The sequence below is a fragment of the Alteraurantiacibacter buctensis genome, from assembly GCF_009827655.1.
Taxonomy (GTDB): Bacteria; Pseudomonadota; Alphaproteobacteria; order Sphingomonadales; family Sphingomonadaceae; genus Alteraurantiacibacter; species Alteraurantiacibacter buctensis.
The window spans coordinates 99,583-116,116 of record NZ_WTYV01000002.1; the positions used below are offsets into that span (position 1 = coordinate 99,583).

13 protein-coding genes are annotated in these 16,534 nt (G+C 66.2%); 2 read left to right on the top strand and 11 right to left on the bottom strand.

The window, feature by feature from the left end:
* Positions 1-99: 99 nt before the first annotated feature.
* Entirely contained in the window at positions 100-2,727 is a 2,628-nt protein-coding gene (locus GRI99_RS05025) for a TonB-dependent receptor plug domain-containing protein (protein ID WP_160770959.1), read from the bottom strand.
* A gap of 209 nt (positions 2,728-2,936) precedes the next feature.
* Here GRI99_RS05025 and GRI99_RS05030 point away from each other — a divergent pair, with 209 nt between their 5' ends.
* A complete protein-coding gene (locus tag GRI99_RS05030; protein WP_160770960.1) occupies positions 2,937-3,461 on the top strand; it encodes a Rid family hydrolase in 525 nt (174 codons plus the stop codon).
* A 586-nt stretch (positions 3,462-4,047) separates the two neighbouring features.
* Positions 4,048-4,383 (top strand): UrcA family protein, encoded by a 336-nt coding sequence (locus GRI99_RS05035; RefSeq protein WP_160770961.1) that lies wholly within the window; start codon positions 4,048-4,050, stop codon positions 4,381-4,383.
* Between the two features lie 73 nt (positions 4,384-4,456).
* On the opposite strand, the gene GRI99_RS05040 is transcribed toward GRI99_RS05035, so the two are convergent.
* From GRI99_RS05040 to GRI99_RS05085, 10 genes are all read right to left on the bottom strand, one after another.
* Positions 4,457-5,416, bottom strand: coding sequence for a response regulator transcription factor (locus tag GRI99_RS05040; RefSeq protein WP_160770962.1), 960 nt, complete (start codon positions 5,414-5,416; stop codon positions 4,457-4,459).
* Complete coding sequence (locus tag GRI99_RS05045) at positions 5,413-7,092, bottom strand: ATP-binding protein (protein ID WP_160770963.1); 1,680 nt, start codon at positions 7,090-7,092, stop codon at positions 5,413-5,415. The genes GRI99_RS05040 and GRI99_RS05045 overlap by 4 nt, the downstream gene beginning before the upstream one ends.
* A 463-nt stretch (positions 7,093-7,555) precedes the next feature.
* The gene (locus tag GRI99_RS05050; RefSeq protein ID WP_160770964.1) at positions 7,556-7,990 is read right to left on the bottom strand and encodes a c-type cytochrome; all 435 of its coding nucleotides are present in this window, start codon (positions 7,988-7,990) and stop codon (positions 7,556-7,558) included.
* Entirely contained in the window at positions 7,987-9,222 is a 1,236-nt protein-coding gene (locus tag GRI99_RS05055; RefSeq protein ID WP_202392957.1) for an FAD-dependent oxidoreductase, read from the bottom strand. The genes GRI99_RS05050 and GRI99_RS05055 overlap by 4 nt, the downstream gene beginning before the upstream one ends.
* Before the next feature lie 89 nt (positions 9,223-9,311).
* Entirely contained in the window at positions 9,312-10,229 is a 918-nt protein-coding gene (locus GRI99_RS05060; protein ID WP_160771638.1) for a formylglycine-generating enzyme family protein, read from the bottom strand.
* Between the two features lie 46 nt (positions 10,230-10,275).
* A complete protein-coding gene (locus GRI99_RS05065) occupies positions 10,276-12,150 on the bottom strand; it encodes a DUF3604 domain-containing protein (RefSeq protein WP_160770966.1) in 1,875 nt (624 codons plus the stop codon).
* 25 nt (positions 12,151-12,175) lie between these two features.
* Positions 12,176-13,186 (bottom strand): HupE/UreJ family protein, encoded by a 1,011-nt coding sequence (locus GRI99_RS05070; RefSeq protein ID WP_160770967.1) that lies wholly within the window; start codon positions 13,184-13,186, stop codon positions 12,176-12,178.
* Complete coding sequence (locus GRI99_RS05075; protein WP_160770968.1) at positions 13,183-14,073, bottom strand: peptidyl-prolyl cis-trans isomerase; 891 nt, start codon at positions 14,071-14,073, stop codon at positions 13,183-13,185. The genes GRI99_RS05070 and GRI99_RS05075 overlap by 4 nt, the downstream gene beginning before the upstream one ends.
* Positions 14,070-15,899: a DUF3604 domain-containing protein gene (locus tag GRI99_RS05080; RefSeq protein WP_160770969.1), complete on the bottom strand. Its 1,830-nt coding sequence runs from the start codon at positions 15,897-15,899 to the stop codon at positions 14,070-14,072. The genes GRI99_RS05075 and GRI99_RS05080 overlap by 4 nt, the downstream gene beginning before the upstream one ends.
* A 4-nt stretch (positions 15,900-15,903) precedes the next feature.
* Positions 15,904-16,524 (bottom strand): nuclear transport factor 2 family protein, encoded by a 621-nt coding sequence (locus GRI99_RS05085; protein WP_160770970.1) that lies wholly within the window; start codon positions 16,522-16,524, stop codon positions 15,904-15,906.
* Positions 16,525-16,534 lie beyond the last annotated feature (10 nt).

A 16,534-nucleotide genomic window follows, 5' to 3' on the forward strand; every position in this document is an offset into this window, starting at 1 on the left:
TGTGATGGCCCTTTGTTTTTATGGGATTCTGGGGGCTGGTGACAGCAGGCAGGAAGGGGGCGGGCACCCCCGCACAAGGGGTGCCCGCCAGGCATAAACCTAGAAGTTCAGGGTGAGGCGGGCGTAATAATACCCGCCGTTGGTGCCGTAGGGCCCGAAGGTATAGGGCTGATTGATGACACCGGTATTGTTGATGTAGGGCGACCGGTTGTTGGTGGGCCAGGTCGCCGGGTTGTAATCGGCCACCAGGTCCGGAATTTCCGGCTTCTTGTTCAGCAGGTTGTTGGCACCCACCGCGATCTCCATCCAGTCGGTGAAGTCGTAGGCCAGCTCCAGGTCGAAGATCGGCGTGGCGCCAACCGTGGCCCGGTAATACTCGCCCACGCCGGCATAGTTCAGCACCGGTCGCGGCGTGGTGGAGAAGCCGTTCGGGCGCACTAGCTGGGTGGTCTTGCCATAGTAGTTCATGCGGGCATTGGCGCTGAAGGCCCCGCTCTCGAAGAGTGCGCCCAGGTTGATCTTGTAGTCCGGGCTGGCGTTCTCGATCGTGTCTTCGGCGGTCTGCACGAACAGGGTGCCCAGAGCCGAGGAGTCGGTCACCCTGGTAATGTTGTAGTTCGCCCCCAGGCTCAGGTCGAGCGAGCCGAACGGCAGGTCCACCGGATAGCGGGCGGCAAATTCGAGGCCCCACGTTTCGGTGTCGATACCGTTGGTGAAGGTCTGGATGCCCAGCTGGCCGCTGGCCACCACCGTGGGGTCAAGCACCTTGCCGCTGGCGGCAATGGCGTTGAGCACCAGCTGGTAGGGGGTCAGCCCGTTGATCAGCGGGGTCAGCCTCGGCACGGCAGGGGTCGGCACCGGCGATGCGTCCTGCCCGATGATGGTGCCCGAAGAGACGATGCGATCGTTGATCTTCAGGTAATAGCCATCCAGCGTCATGGTCAGCAGCGGGGCGGGGCGGATGACCGTGCCCAGCGAGATGTTGAAGGATTCTTCCGGCCCCAAGGCTCCGAACCCGGCGCTGGCGGCACCGGCCGAGCTGGGCGCGAGCTGCAGCACGGCGCTGGTCGGGCCCACGTTGGTGGCCGAATAGCCCGATTCCGCCAGCGTGGGGGCGCGGAAGCCCGTGCTGACCGTGCCGCGCAGGGCGAAGGCATCGGAGAAATCGTACCGGGTGGTCAGCTTGCCGATCAGCGTGTCGCCAAAGTCGCTGTAGTCCTCGTAGCGGCCGGCAACGTCTACCGTCCAGCCGTCGACCGGATAGAGGATCACGTTGGCATAGGCGGCCTTGGCGTTGCGGTCGATCTTGCTCGCGTCGGTGGGCGAATAGCCGGGGAACGACTGGCCGCCCTCGATGTAGAGTGATCCGGCATCGCCCTGGAACACCTCGTAGCTTTCGTCGCGGAACTCACCACCGAAGGCGATGGTCATCGGTTCCGCCATGCCGACTTCCAGCTCCTTGCTGATGTCGACCGTGCTGACGAACTGATTGAACTGGAAGCCGCCGTCATAGAAGTCGGTCGGCGAGAAGCCGGTTGCGACATAGAGCGAGGCGTTGACCGAGCCGGTGGTGTAAACCTTCGCGCGGTCTTCCGCGTAGGTGGCCGACACGTCCCAGGTCCAGCCGCTGTCGGTTTCGCCGCGCAGGCCGCCGGTGAACGAGAATTCGTTCTGGAACACCTCGATGTGCGGCACCAGGCCGGTGGCGGCGGTGTTGCCGAAGCAGTTGGTCGGATCGCTGGTCTGCGCGGTGGCGGTCAGCGGGTTGCGGCACACGCGGTTGGGCACGCGATAGCCCTGCAGCGCGTCACCGGTGCGGCGCGAGACGTTGCCGAACGAGTACAGTTCGAACGCGTCGAAGTCGTACCCGAAGTTGTAGATGGCAACGTTCAGGTTGGATGCCGGCTGGCCACCGTTGATGTTGGCCGTTCCGCCGTTGTCAGCCAGCGCCTGGTAAAGCGGACGGAAGGCGACGGATACGCCGGAGTTGATGGTGCCGTTTACGTTCACCACCGAAATCTGGCCGTCGCCGATCGTGGTGTAGCCATTCTCGCGGTGGAACAGGCTGACGTCCAGAAAACCGGCGTCGCCCACCTCCATCCCGAAGTTGCCGCTGACGCTGTAGCTGGCGCCCTCGTTGTCGTAATACTGGCCCGCGTTGAAGCGCACCGAAGCACCATCGGTATCGCTCTTCAGGATGATGTTAATCACGCCGGCGATGGCGTCGGAACCGTACACGGCGGCCGCGCCGTCCTGCAGGATCTCGATGCGCTCCACCATGTCCGGCGGGATCAGGTCGATGCTGGGTGCGGCCGAACCGCCGAAAGCGCCGTTGATCACCTGCAGGATCGAGTTGCCGTGGCGGCGCTTGCCGTTGACCATCACCAGCGTGTGGTTGGGGCTGACGCCACGCAGGCGGGCCGACAGCGAGAAGCTGGCCATGTCGGTGCCCTGGGTCTGGGCCTGGAAGCTGGGGACCAACTGGGTCAGTGCCTGGTTCAGGTTGGGTTGGCCCACGCGGGTCAGTGCGTCATCCGACAGCAACTGGATGGGGGCGGCGCTATCGGCAGCGGCCTGGCCCACGGCGCGGGTGCCGGTGACGATGATGAAGTCGCCTTCGATGGCCTCTTCCGGCGCGGCCTCCGGAGCGTCCTGCGCCATTGCCGTGGTGGAAAGTGCGGTGGAAGCGAGGAAGATGAAAGCGGTCGTCCTGGTAATGCGCGACATTAGCGTGGCCCCTGTTGTTATTCCGGTGCTCTCCCTGCTTGTGTCGCCGCACCGGCGCTTGCCGGGACGGTCACGGACTCGTTGATCCGATGCCTTTAATCGAACGCAGATGGCGGGCGAATCCCATACGCCGATGTGCGTAGATCGCTGCGGCGGGTGTTTCGGTAGGGTGCAGACACAGGACAATTGCCGAAGGTGCCACGATAAAAATGCCCACCAAGAGCCAACTGATCGCTGCCCCGCTGCTGGCGTTTGCCACCGTGGCGGCGGCCACGCCTGCCGCTGCGACAGGCGAGGTGATCCGCATCCAGCGCAACCCCCAGGCGATCATCCTGGAAGCCGCGCGGGTCAATGCCGGGGCGGATACGATTTACGTCTCGGGCCAGCTCCCGTCGCCGCTGGATCCCACCATGCCGATGAGTGCGGTGACGTCGATCGAGCAGATGGGGGATACCCGCCAGCAGACCATCAGCACCCTGGCCAAGATCAAGGACATCCTGGAAACCCAGGGCTTCACCATGGCCGACGTGGTCAAGTTGACGCTGATGGTGGCGGCGGACCCGCGCACCGGCGCAATGGACTTTGCAGGGGCCAATGCCGGCTATCGCGAGTTCTTCGGTACCGCTGAAAATCCCACCACGGTGGCCCGCTCGACCTTCCAGGTCGCGGCCCTGGTGGGACCGCATTACCTGATCGAAATCGAGGCGATTGCAGCCCGGGCGCCTACGGAATGAGCAGATTCACGCCAGGCTGCACAATTTTTTTGCATCCCGGGCGATTTTTTTCGGGGTTCTGTTCTGCAACGCAGCACGGAGGGGCGGGGCAGCAGCAATGAATAGCTAGATGCGGAGCGGGCCTCCGACGGTCTTCGGAAGCCCGCATGGGCAAGCACGTGGCTCCGCATTCCGCGGCGCTGCGCCGTAATGCTTTGTCGTTCACAAATAAAACAAGCACTTTTAGTGATGATGACTCAGACTCTATTCTGATTCATCATGACTCTATTGTGAATCACTTGAGCCATATGGAAGCTGAATCGTAAAGCTTCGGGCGTTTGCTTCTTTGTTCTTACTTTCATCGACGCCCTTCGGCCTCCTCTCCCGTGCAGTGCGATAGCGCAGTTGCAGCATGAAAATGGCGGAATTCCGCCATTTCTGGGAGTGTGAGGTGCTTGCCAAAAGCGTGGTAGGCGCATATCTGCCCTCTCAGCGCAGCAAGAACGCCTGACGGACCGGTCCGACCTTGGTCGTAGAGAGTCCGACAAATCGAGCCATTCGCAATACTCGCAAAACACTGCAAAAGATGTTCTCAGGAGAGCTATCGATGAAGACCCTTGCCCTGGCAGCCGCTGCTGCCGCCGGCCTCCTCGCCGCCGCCATTCCGGCGACTGCCAATGAAGCCCCCGCCCAGCGCGAAGCCGTGACCCTGCGGGTGAACTCGTCTGGCGTGAACTTTGCCGATCCGGTCGCCGTGGCCCAGTTCCGCCGCGATGTGGAACGCCAGATCGCCGCCGCCTGCAACCCGGGTGACCGCGTGGGTGCCGACCAGAAGCCCGATTTCCGCTGCCGCCGCGAGCTGGCCGCCAGCCTGGAGCCGACGGTGACCTACATGGCCGCCCGCGCCACGCGCGGCGACACCCGCTTCGTCGGCATCGACTGAGCCATCCGGAGATTACGCCACTGCGGGGGCGGGGCGACCACGGTCGCTCCGCCCTTTTGCTTTGCAGTTGGCGTCAGGCCTCGGTCATGCGGATGGCGATGGCCGCTGCGGCAGAGCGGGTTTCCACGCCCAGCTTGGTATAGACGTGCTCCAGGTGCTTCTGCACCGTGCGCGGGCTGATCTCCAACACCTCGCTGATATCCAGGCTGGACTTGCCGTAGCTGACCCAGAGCAGCACCTGCGCCTCCCGCGCGGTCAGGCCCAGGCGACCGGCCAGCCGCTCCACGTCCTGGCGGGGGTTCATCTCGTTGATGCGGATCAGCACCTCGTTCTGGCGGTAGCGGCCCACCAGCACCAGTTCCAATGTGCCCCCTTGCGTGGGGTTGGCAGGCGTTGCCGCTACGGTGGCGCTGGCCCCGGCGCTGCCCCGTGCGATCAGCCGGGTGACCACGGGCAGCAAGGCGGTCGGCGTGCCGTTCGCGGGGGTCCAGCCGTCCTGGCAGCGCGCAAGTGCCGCCTCGGCCCCGGGAGTGCACCACAGCAGGTTACCGGCCGCATCGGTCGCCAGCATCAGCCGGCCCGTGGCATCCAGGCTGGCCGCGCTGGCCTGCGCCGCGCGCCCCTGCGCCATGTGGACCTGGACCCTGGCGAGCAGTTCGTCGAGGTTGACCGGCTTCTTTACATAGTCGGTCGCCCCGCACTCGAAGGCCTGCACTACATGCTCGCTCTCGGTCATGCCGGTCAGGAACACGATCGGCAGCGCGGCGGTGCGCGGATCGGCCTTGATCCTGCGGCAGGTCTCGAACCCGTCCATCTCCGGCATGATCCCGTCCACGATGATTAGGTCGGGCAGGATCCGGTCGAGCAGGGCCAGCGCTGCCTTGCCGGACGTAGCCACCAGCACGGTAATGCCCACGGCTTCCAGCTTGGCAGTGATCATGCCCAGCGAACCGGGCTCGTCATCGATTACCAGAACCGTGTCTCCCTGACCTGGCAAAGTTCCGGGAAGACTGGCGGGCGGACGTTCACTCATGCTTCCTCCAGCAGACGTAACAGGCCGGCGAGGTCGAACTCGTCCAGCGCGGCATAAAGGGCACTGACCAGGCGGCCGTGATCCGGGGCGGCCTGGGCCAGCATGGCAATCTCGGCCTCGATCCCGCGGACGTGGCCGATATGGATGCGCTCGCGAAGCCGCTCGACGTGCTCGAGCGCGCGCTTGGGCAGGCGTTTGCCGCGTGCGGAGCCGGCCGGCTCCTCGGGTGTTTCGCCGGTGCTTTCCCACTGCCAGGAAAGCCCCAGCAGCGCGCCGATTCCGTCCGCCAGATCGTCCAGGCGATAGGGTTTGACGAAGAAATGGTCATGGCTGGCCTTGTCGGTCTCGGGCCGGTGGAACTCTTGTGCATTCGCCGATGCCATGGCGATGCGAACCTGGCTGCCGCAGAGCTCCCGGATGCGGGCGCCGGTTTCCCACCCGGTCATGCCGGGCATGGATATGTCCAGCATCACCAGGTCGAACGCGCATTCAGCGCACAGTGCCAGGGCTTCGGCCCCGCTGGCCGCCGTGGTCACGTGGAAATCGCAAGCGGTGAGATAATGCTGCAGCAGGTCGCGCTGCTCCGCTTCGTCATCCACTACCAGAATGCGCCGCCGGTCGCCCTCATAACCGATGATCTTGCGCTGCGTGGCCTGTGGATCAAGCGCGCGGATCGGTTCGGGCAGCATCAGGGTGACGGTGAAGCAGCTCCCCTGGCCAGGCGTGCTGGCCAGCTTCAGGTCACCACCAAGGATACGCACGATCGCCTTGGTGATCGGCAGGCCCAGCCCCACGCCCTGGGCGCTGCCATCGGCGCGTTCATAGGGATCGAACACGCGCTGCTGGTCTTCCTCGGCGATGCCGGGGCCGGTGTCGATGATGTCGAAGGTGGCGATCTGACCGCGATAGGCAACACGCAGCGTCACGCTGCCGCTGGCGGTGAACTTCACGGCATTGCCGATCAGGTTCAGCAGTGCCTGGCGCAGCCGGCCAGGATCGGTGCGCACAACGGCGGGAATGCGGCCCACGGTTTGCAGGTGGAATGCCAGGCCCTTGGCTTCGGCCCCCGGACGCACCATCCAGGTCAGCTGGTCGAGAAAGTCAGGCAAGTCGATCGCTTCGTGGCGCAGGCGCAGCACGCCACTATCGAGTTGGGCAATATCGAGCAGCCCTTCCGACAGGGTGGTGATATGCTCGCAACAGCGGCGGATCACGCGGGCCGCCTGCCGCGGGTCGACATCGTTTTGCTGCTCGACCAGTTGGGCATAGCCATAGATCGCGTTGAGCGGCGAGCGGATCTCGTGGCTGACCGTGGCCAGGTAGCGCTGCTTGACCATGTTGGCCGCTTCGGCCGCGTCCTTGGCGCGCAAGGCTTCCTGCATGCTGGCGGAAAGCTTCTCCAGCTCATCCACCCGGCGGCGCATCAGGGCAAAGCTGCCCACGCCCGCCACGGTGATTACCATCAGCACCACCATGGTCAGCCAGTGGAACGGGCGGCTGCTATCGGCGGAGGTCGCCTCGCCTGCCAGCAGTGCAGCCTCGACGATGGTGGCCAGCAGGATCAGCCCCAGCGCCAGGTTGGCGGCGGCGTTGTGCCGGGTGGAATTGAAGGTGCGGGTGTTGGGCAGCCCGGCGCTACGGGCATGCGGCGAGGGAGAGGTGGCGCTGCCAGTCATCGCCCGAAGGGGGTCCCGTGCCGGAGCGATGGCTGCCCGGCGCGGCCGGCCTGGCGGCGACCGGCGGGGCAGAAGCATCCATAAAATATGTCAGGCGGGGGCAACCCCTCGACCATTTTACCCTCGATCAGGCCCACGTTCTTCCCGGACCCTATGTGTTAGCGACCGGGTGCAGGATACCGCGATATTGGTGCGATGCAAAACGCAGGGAGTGGATGGGGGCCAGGGTGCCGTCCCCGCTCTGCGGGCGCGAATGGAACGTTAACAACCTCTCGTTTGGTTTACCTAAATACCGGAAAGAAGATGCAAATAGTGGTCGGAAAGGGGGCTAGCTCGCACGATCCATCTGCATGATCCCTGCGGCACGGTGGCAATCTCATCCACTCAGGATGTTGCATTGCAGCAACAGCGCTGCAGGAAATTGACGCACTGCACCAGGGACGCGCCGCGATGCGGCTCGCAACTAGAGCGCGGGCCCCGGCGGATCGAACGTGATTCGTTGCAGGGCAGCCTCATCGGCGGGCAATTCGCGGGCACCCGCGGGCACGCCGTTGGCCTGCAGCAGTAGCGCCACCAGATGTGCGTTCTGTTCGGGTGCCAGGCTGCCCGGTGCATGCTGCGGCATGGCCCGCGAGACATAGGCGAACAGGTCGGCCACCGGGCGACCCGCCCAGTTGGCCACGAAGCGCCCCGTCAGCGGCGGGATCTCGCCGCGCCCTTCCATCCGCGCGCCGTGGCACATGGCGCAGTTGATGGCATAGACCTGCGCCCCGGCTGCCGCCTGTTCCGCAGTATAGCGTCCCGTGCCGGTTCCGCCCCGGCTCTGCGCCAGCGCGGCCCCGGTGCCCAATGCCACCAGCGCCAGGGCGGCGACCAACTGGCCCGTCCGCGCGCTCATGCCGCCGCTCCCGCGCTGCGGGCGAAGATGGCGGCCAGCGTTGCCATCGCCTCCTCGATCGGAGCGCGATTGGGCAGTTCCATGCTGTCGCCCACGCCCAGCATATCACCCAAGTCAGGGTTGTTGTTCATGATCACGATGCCGTCGCCCTTCGACAGGGCCGACACGTTGCGATAGCGCAGCGAGTAATTGACGCCTGGCTGCGGCACCAGCCAGCCGGTCTGCCCGCGCACTGGGATGACCGTGCGATCGCCCCAGAAGTCGCGCGCGGCATAGCCGGTGGCGTGGATCACCACGTCCTCGGGCAGGTCCGCCAGTTCGCCGGGGCGATGAAAGACGCGGTTCACGAACTTTCCGCCGCGGCCGAAGAACTCGTCCAGCAGGATCGCGGCATAGGCGGGGAAGTTGAAATGCATCTGCGAACTGCGCGTGGCATAGGGCATCCCGAACGGGTTCTCGCCCGGCGGCAGCGGCACGGCCTGCGGCACGATATCGGCAATGCGGCTATCGAGGTGCGCGAATTCGCTGTTCTGCCGGGGCAGCCCGGCGGTGGCAAAGCTCTCGGTAATTGCAGGATCGGCCGGCCAGGTACGCCGTTCGATCGGGGCGTCCGACACGGCATAGCTGTCGCCGAACCGCACCGGCTCGCCCGGCAGGCCCAGCATGGTGCGGAACATGCGCCAGGAATGGCGCGCCATCTGCTCCCACAAGTCGGGAAACTGCGGGCCGGCGGGCTCCACCAGGGCGATGCGCGATCCCGGTGTGTAGGAGCCACTGGCGCGGAATGAGCGGGTGCGCGCAATCTGGTCACGGGCATAGATCGTAACGTCAAGGCCATAGCGTTGTGCCACCACAGCCGATGTCAGCCCGATGATGCCGCAGCCGACCACGGCCACGCTGCGCGGCAGGGAAGCGAGGGCCTTGCCCACCGCCACCTCGGCCGATCCCCAGGAGAGTGACCAGCCGCTGCCCCCGTGGCCATAGTTGTGTACCACCAGCTTGCCGCCCACGCTCTCTGTGCCCAGGTTCGGCCCGGCGGCGCGCAGCGGGCGCAGGCAGCACTTCATGTCGACAAGCTGGTCGGGCGAGAGGCGCATCGGCACCAGCGACGGGGTGCCCAGCACCTGCCCGCGCACCAGCCCCGGCACGGCCAGCGCCCCGCCAGCCATAAGTGCCCCGCCTAGCAGGCGGCGACGGGTGGCGGCTTGTCCAATGAAGGCTGTCTGCTGCACCGGCCCGTCTCCACCAGCGGAATATCGGGAGGCAGCATATGGCGTGTTTGGGGCGCGGCCCATGCCGCAAATTGCGTAGATAACGGCGGTCAGCCGCGCACCACGCAGCGGAAGCCGATGTGGCTGGTGGACGTGTCGACCGCCTGCGGCTGGCGCGCGGCGGGGCGATAGCGCTGGCAATAGCTTTCGGCGCACAGGTGGCTGCCGCCCTTCAGCACCCGGCGGCCGATCTTCACCTGCGGGGTGCACGGATCGAAGCTGTCGGCCTTCCTGCCGCCGCGCGGGTTGGGAATGGTGCAGCAGGCACCGGGCTTCTTCTTCTCGACGGCCTGCGGCTGGGCATACCAGTCGCTGGTCCACTCCCACACGTTGCCGATCAGGTCCCACAGGCCATAGTCGTTGGCCGGGTAATGACGCACCGGGCTGGTCCGCTCGAACCCGTCCTCCAGCGTGTTCTCGTAAGGGAAGGCGCCCTGCCAGAAGTTGGCCAGCATCTGCCCCCCGGGGATCAGGTCATCCCCCCAGGCATAGTCGCGGCCCTCGTGCCCGCCCTTGGCCGCGAATTCGAACTCGCCCTCGGTTGGCAGGCTCTTGCCGGCCCACCGGGCATAGGCCAGCGCATCGCCATAGGTGACCTGCACAACCGGGTGATCGTCCAGCCCCGCGATGCTGCTGTCCGGCCCGGTGGGGTGGCGCCAGTCGGCCCCCAGGCAGAACTCCCACCACTGGCTGAAATCGTTGAGCGGCACGGGGCGCGGCGTCTTTCTGAACACCAGCGATCCGGGCTGGGCCAGTGCCGGGTCCATGCCGGGATAGTCCTTCGGGTCGGGCGCGATCTCGGCAAAGGTCCTGTGGCCCGTAGCCTCCACAAAGGCGGCGAACTGGGCGTTGGTCACCGGCGTCTCGTCGATCCAGAACGGGTCCACCTTCACCCGCCGCAGCGGACGCTCCTCGGGATAGAAGCTCTCCGAACCCATGGTGAAAGTGCCCCCCGGCAGGTGGACCATGCCGGAGGTGTCGGGACCGCTTCTGAGCCGTGTATGCTTCATCACATCACGGGCGGTACCAGATCGGCGACGACCATGCACGTTCCTGCAAGGTCAGCGGCAGGGCGGTGCGCGCCGGGTCCATGCCCAGAGCGATGGCATCAAACAGCTGGTGGCGCGGCGTGGGGATTTCCAGCACGCGGACATAGTAGAACGCGTTGACGGCCGGATCGAAATCGGGGTCGCGCCACAGGGTCACCAATTCGCCCGCGCCGATGGTGTTGGTATAGCGGGCCGTGCGCCGGTCCACCGTGTCACCCACCGGGGCCAGCGAGCCATCGCTGCGCAGGCGGCCGGAGCCGCTCCACACCACGTTGTAGACTTGTTCGCGCAAGGTCCCGTCGGCCGTGCGCCAGCCCTTGATCACCTGCACCCGGTCAAGATTGGCACCGCCCGCTTCCTTGACCGCCTGGATCAGCAGGGCCGGGGCAACAGCACGGGTGGGGCGCTGCAATTCGCCACCCATCGGCACGCCCTTGCGATAGCCGACGCGGGCAAAGTCCGCCGCCTCGGCATCCCCGGGCACGAAGCCGAAGCCGCCGAATACCCGCAGGGCAATGCGCGGGCCGCTGGTGCCATAGACCTCGCGCCGGCGGAACGCCTCGTAGATGCTGCGACGGTCGTTACGGTCGGCCCACACGGCGGCAATGCCACCTGCCGAGACGACCCACGAGTTCATCGGCCCCAGCACGGCATCGGCCTTTTCCTGCGGGTAGATGTCCCCGCCGGACTTGCCGTAGAACTCGTCCTCGCGCTGGGAGGAGAGGCCGGAGTGGCTGTCGGTGCTGCCGATCACGCCAAAGGCGAAGGGGTTCACGCCGGTGCGCGCCTGCGCGGCCAGGCCGGCCAGCAGCCCTGTGCGGACATAGCTGCCGGCGTGGGGGATGGCCGGCTCGCTGCCGAACATCGTCTCGCGGATTTCGAAGTCGGCGAACTCGTCATTGGTGGACAGGCTGGGGTGCGCCTCGCTGGTCCCCTTGTACTGGGTCACCTCCACCACGCGCTCCCATTCAAGCCGCTCATGGGCATAGGCGGCGTCGAATTCCTCGCCGTCGGTATTGAGCTGGGTCCACATCTGGCCCTGCGACAGGTTGGAGTTGTGCGGGATGGCCACGAAGTCGGCCCCCGTGCGGGCCCGCGTCTCGCGCAGGAAACGCCACAGGCCTTCCGGGGCCATCGTGTCATAGTTGCTCAGCGGCAGGAACTGGCGGGCCACATCGCCATCGGCCGAAGTGAACACCACGCGGTGCTGGTTGATGCCGTTGGGGGTGCTACTCCACTCCCAGCCTATCAGGGCGGTGAACTTGCCCGGTTCGTTGTAGCGTTCGGCAGCATCGATGTGGCGTTCCCACGATGTGCGCAGGATCTCGGGGTTGTGGAGCGAGGAGATGATGTCGTTCACCGGGTCATGCGGGCCCAGCTTCATGGTCTGCATATAGGCGGTATCGGGATTGGCGCGGTAGGCTTCGGCCAGTTGCCGCCCGCCGGTGGTGGCCAGGATATCTTCATCCCCTTCCACCATGCGCGGCAGCACGCCCAGCATCTCGGCATGGTCGGCGACGACGAGGAAATCGAGCGGCTTGTCGATCCGGATCACGTCGCCCGTGCGGGTGTGTCGCACCGGCATGCCGCGGGCGAAGCGGTATGCGGTATCGATATCGGCGTTGTTGGTGCCGTTCTCGAAAGCGTCTGCACTTTCGCGCGTGTGCAGGTGGGTATCGCCCCACAACAGCACGCGGTCCCCTGCTTCTGCGGGGTTGGCCGCCAGCCGGTCCACCGCCGGATCGGCGGCCGTGGCATCGGGCGCGGCAGGCTGCTGGCAGGCGGCAAGGGCCGCCAACAGGCTGGTGGACGCAATCAGGCGAAGGGTCGGGTGGCGCATCAATATTCTCCCGGCAGGCGAACCCCTAAAGGGCCCGTTGCAGCATCCAGTAACTTGCGGTTATTCCGATGAAATAGGCAGCGGCGAGACGAGGCAGTGCCGCGAAGCGCTCGTGGTCAAGCAGCGGCAGCAGGCGGCGCGCAGCCAGCCCCAGCAGGGTGACCAGCACCATCAGCGCGGCCACGAAGACCAGTTGCCCCAGTTCGATCCCCAGGTTGAAGGCCAGCAGCGCGCTCAGCAAACCTTCCTGCGGCAGGCCCACTTCCTTCAGCACGGCGGCAAAGCCGAAGCCGTGGAGGAGGCCGAACCCGCTGGATACGGCCAGCGGGTGACGCCAGGTGATCGTGTCTGACCGGCCCCGAGCCAGTTCCACCGCCAGCAGCACGATGCTGAGCGCGATCAGCACCTCCACCGTGCGGATCGGCACCGCCACGATGTCGAGCGCGGCCACGGCCAGCGTGATCGAATGGCCGATGGTGAAGCCGGTAACGGTCGCCACCACGCGCCGCCAGTGCCCGGCGATCCACACCAGGCAGGCGACGAACAGCAGGTGGTCGAACCCCAGCCAGATATGTTCCACCCCCAGCACCAGATACTGGGTGAAGGTTCCTTGCGCTTCAGCCGTGGGGGCAGGGAAGGGAATTTGCGTTACGCCGGGCAAGCGCATGCCGATGGTGGCCGCGCCATCGGGTAGCACGGCGCGGTAGATGGTGGGCAGGTTCGGGTTGCCCATGGGGTAGGATATGGTGAACCCGCGCCCCGCCAGGGGCTGGCGGCAGGTGAAGCGGGCGGTGCGCTGATGGCCGATCCCGTCGCTCCACCGGCGCATGCTGCCGTCGAGATTGCAATCGGCGGGCAGCACCAGGTTGGGCACGGCCCCGGGGGCAAAGTTTGGCGGGATGCGCCAAGCCAGGTCCAGCGTGGTTTCGCTGGTGGCCTTCGCCTCGATATACAGCGGACGGGCCTCGTCAGCCCGGGCCGGCATGGCAAAAGCCAGCATGGGGGTCAGCAGCAACAGGGCTAGCAGCCACCTCACCGTTCCGGCTCGCCCAGTTCGCCCAGATCGCCTGCTGCATCCACCCGGTAGGCGGAAATCGCTTGTCGGATCTGCTCCTCGCCCAGCCGGTTGCGCTTGGCCTGCAGGGCATCGCGGGCCACAAGGTCGCGGATCTGCTCAAGCCGCACCTCTTCCGCTGCGCGGCGCGAGGCGACGCGCAGCATGTGATAGCCCAGCGGTGAGCGGAATGGCCCGGTCCACTGGCCCAGCGGCTGGCGGAAGGCGGCGGCAGACAGTTCCTCGCCCAGTTCGGGCACCAGCGAGGACTGCGTCATGGCCGAATAGTTGCGCTGGTAGGGGAAACGGTCGCCCCGCTCCAGCGCGTCCTCCGGCGCGACATTGCCCGATCGCAGCGCCTGTAGTTCGCGCTGCGCCACTTGCGCGGTGGCGGCTCCGTGCTTCTGTCCGTCGATGAACACGTGCGTGAACGTGGCCGTGGCGGCCTGGGCATAGTCGGCCCGGTGATCGTGGAAATACTCTTCCACTTCCTGCGCCGAAATGGTCACGCCCGACAGCGCCTGGTCGCGCAGCAGCAGGTCCATCTGCTGCACCAGCCGGCTGCGCACCAGCGGATCGGCCTCGTCCAGGCTGATCGCGCGTGCCTCGCGATAAAGGGCTTCCTGGCGCACGAAATCGTCATACAGTTCGCGCCTCTGCCCGGGGCTCAGCGCGTCATAAGCCTCGTCAAACGTCTGCCCGTCATACAGCCGCGCCTTGCCCTGCATGTAGCCGATCAGGTCCGCGCGGCCGACGGCGATCACCTGCGATGAAGCATCGGTTTCGCGCGGGAGCAGGGCATAGAGCAGGGTGCCGGCCAGCAGGAAATGGACCAGCGGGTCTTTCAGCCAGCGGGGCAGGGTTCTCACGGGCGATACCATATGGGCGAGGTCCAGGCGCGTTCCTGCAACCAGGCGGGCTGGCCTTCCGGGAAGGGCAGGTTGCTGCGCCGGGCCAGGTAGACCGGCCAGCGCGGCGTGGGGATTTCCAGCACCCTGGCATAGTACAGCGTCGGCTGGGCGGGGTCGAACTCCGGGTCGGTCCACCCGGTGACAAGCTGGGCGCTGCCGATGGTGTTGGCATAGCTGGCATTGGCCACGTCCACGGTATTGCCCACCGGGCCGACCTTGCCGGTGCGCGGATCGCGCTGCCGGTTGCCCGACCAGACCACGTCGAACACCTTCTCGTGCGCCCCGGCGTGGTCGATCCACACCTTGACCACCTGCACCCGGTCGAGGTTGCCCGAAAGCGGATCCTTGACTGCTTCCAGCAGGAACTGCGGCGCGGCACGGCCACTGGCGCGGCTGAGCGATCCGCCCATCGGCTGGCCGCGGCGGTAGGCTTCGGCCACCCAGCTGTTCCGCTCGATCAGGCTGGCGGGCAGGTCCCACCCGGCGAACATCCGCACCTTGATGCGCGGACCGCTGGTGGCGAAGACCTCGCGCCGGCGCAGCGCGGCAAAGATCGCCTCGCGCGTGTTGCGCTCAGCCCAGACGCCGGTGATCCCGCCCGCCGAAAGCGTGGTCAGCGGGGCGTTGAGGATGGGCGAGATCTGGTTCAGCAGCGCTTCGGGATCGGCCTGGCTGTCACCCAGGCCCAACCCGCCGGGAAAGTTGTCTTCCTCGGTGGACGAGACACCCGAATGGAAATCGCTGGCGGCGATGATGCCGAACTGCATCGGGTTGATGCCCAGCTCGCGCTCGATCAGCAGGCCCCGGCCCAGGCCCGTGCGGACATAGCCGCCACCCAGGTCCTCGCCTTCGGGGGCGAGCAGCTCGAAGCCGGCAAATTCGTCATCGGGGGACAGTTCGGGGCGGGTTTCGCTGCTGCCCTTGTTCTGGCTGATTTCCACCAGTGGTTCATTGGCGTTGCGCCGCGCGGCCCACTCGCGGGTCATCGGCGCGCCGCCGGTCTGGTCCATCGAGAAGGCCATGCCTTCGGACAGGTTGGAATTGTGCGGGATCAGGATCGAATCCACCCCCCGCGCGCGCCAGCCTTCGGCATAGGTCCACAGGTCATCCGGCCGCATGGAATCGTTGGTGGAGAACGGCATGTCCGGATAGTCCGGACCGGCAAAGATCACGTTGCGGTGCTGGTGCCCGTCGTTTGGCGTAGCCGACCATTCGAACGCGGCAAAAGTGGTGAAGGTGCCGGGGACATAGTTCGCCTCGGCCGCCTCGATCACGTCGCCCCAGTTGTCGCGAATGCCGGCGCGGTCATAGAACGGCGAATCCGCCCCCCGCGTCAGCGACGGGTTAACGACCCGGCGCATGATCGGGAATACCTGCCCGAAATTCTCCACCGCCAGCAGCGCGGGCCATTCGGACCCGGCATAGCGGCCCGCCGGATCGCGCCCCAGCCGCACCATGCCCAGGTATTCGGCATGGTCGGTCACCGCCAGGAAATCCAGCGGCACGCGGCGCTGCACGGTCTGGCCCATGTAATCGACCGGCATCCCGCGGGCATAGCGATAGGCATCGTCCGGCACCGTGTTGGTGCCCGAGGCCGCTGCGTCCAGCGAGTAGCTGGTGTGCAGGTGCAGGTCGCCGAAATAGGCGTTGCGCAGGGGATTGGCGGGAATTTCCGCCTGCTGGCGTGGCGACGGCGCGGGCGCTTCGCTTTCCGCCGAACAGGCGGCGAGCCCCAGCGCGACACCGGCCAGCAGGATGCTCTTCGCGATCGTCCCCCCCGGCATCGCGTTACACCTTGTCGTAGTGGAATGGCGCGATCAGAGGCGCGGGGAAGCACTCGTATTCCATCGTCGGCGGGGCATCGGGCTGGAGGCCGTCGATCGAGCGCAGCAGCTTCACGCCTCCCTTGTTCCATCCTTCGTAGAAGTCGACGTAGATGTTCATGTAGCCGTGGAGCTGGGCGATCTTCCATTCGCCATCGACCCGCCTGTAGGCGTTTTCGTAGGTCGCCTCGCCCCAGCGGGCTTCGTTACCCACCGATCCGACCATCATGAAGCTGCGCCAGCGGCCCTTGGCCGTGCCTGCCGCGCTGTCCACGTGGATCACCGGCTGCAACTGCATGTGGTTATACAGCATGCCTTCGCCATAGGCGGGCAGGTGGTGAAGGTAGGCCCGCACCCGCTCTCGCCCGATGTAGACGCCGCGCCCGGCCAGCTCCAGCGTGCCGTCCTCGGCAAACAGGTCGGCCGCATTGTCCCACAGGCCCTTGTCGACATAGTAGCCATAGGCGGCCTGCAGGTTCTGCACGGCCTGGAAATCGCGCGCCTGGCGCACTTCGGCCTCCAGCGCCGCCTGGCGCTCCTTCATGGCAGCCAGTTCGGCCTGCAGGGCGGCAAGGGTATCGGTCATGGTGTTCCTC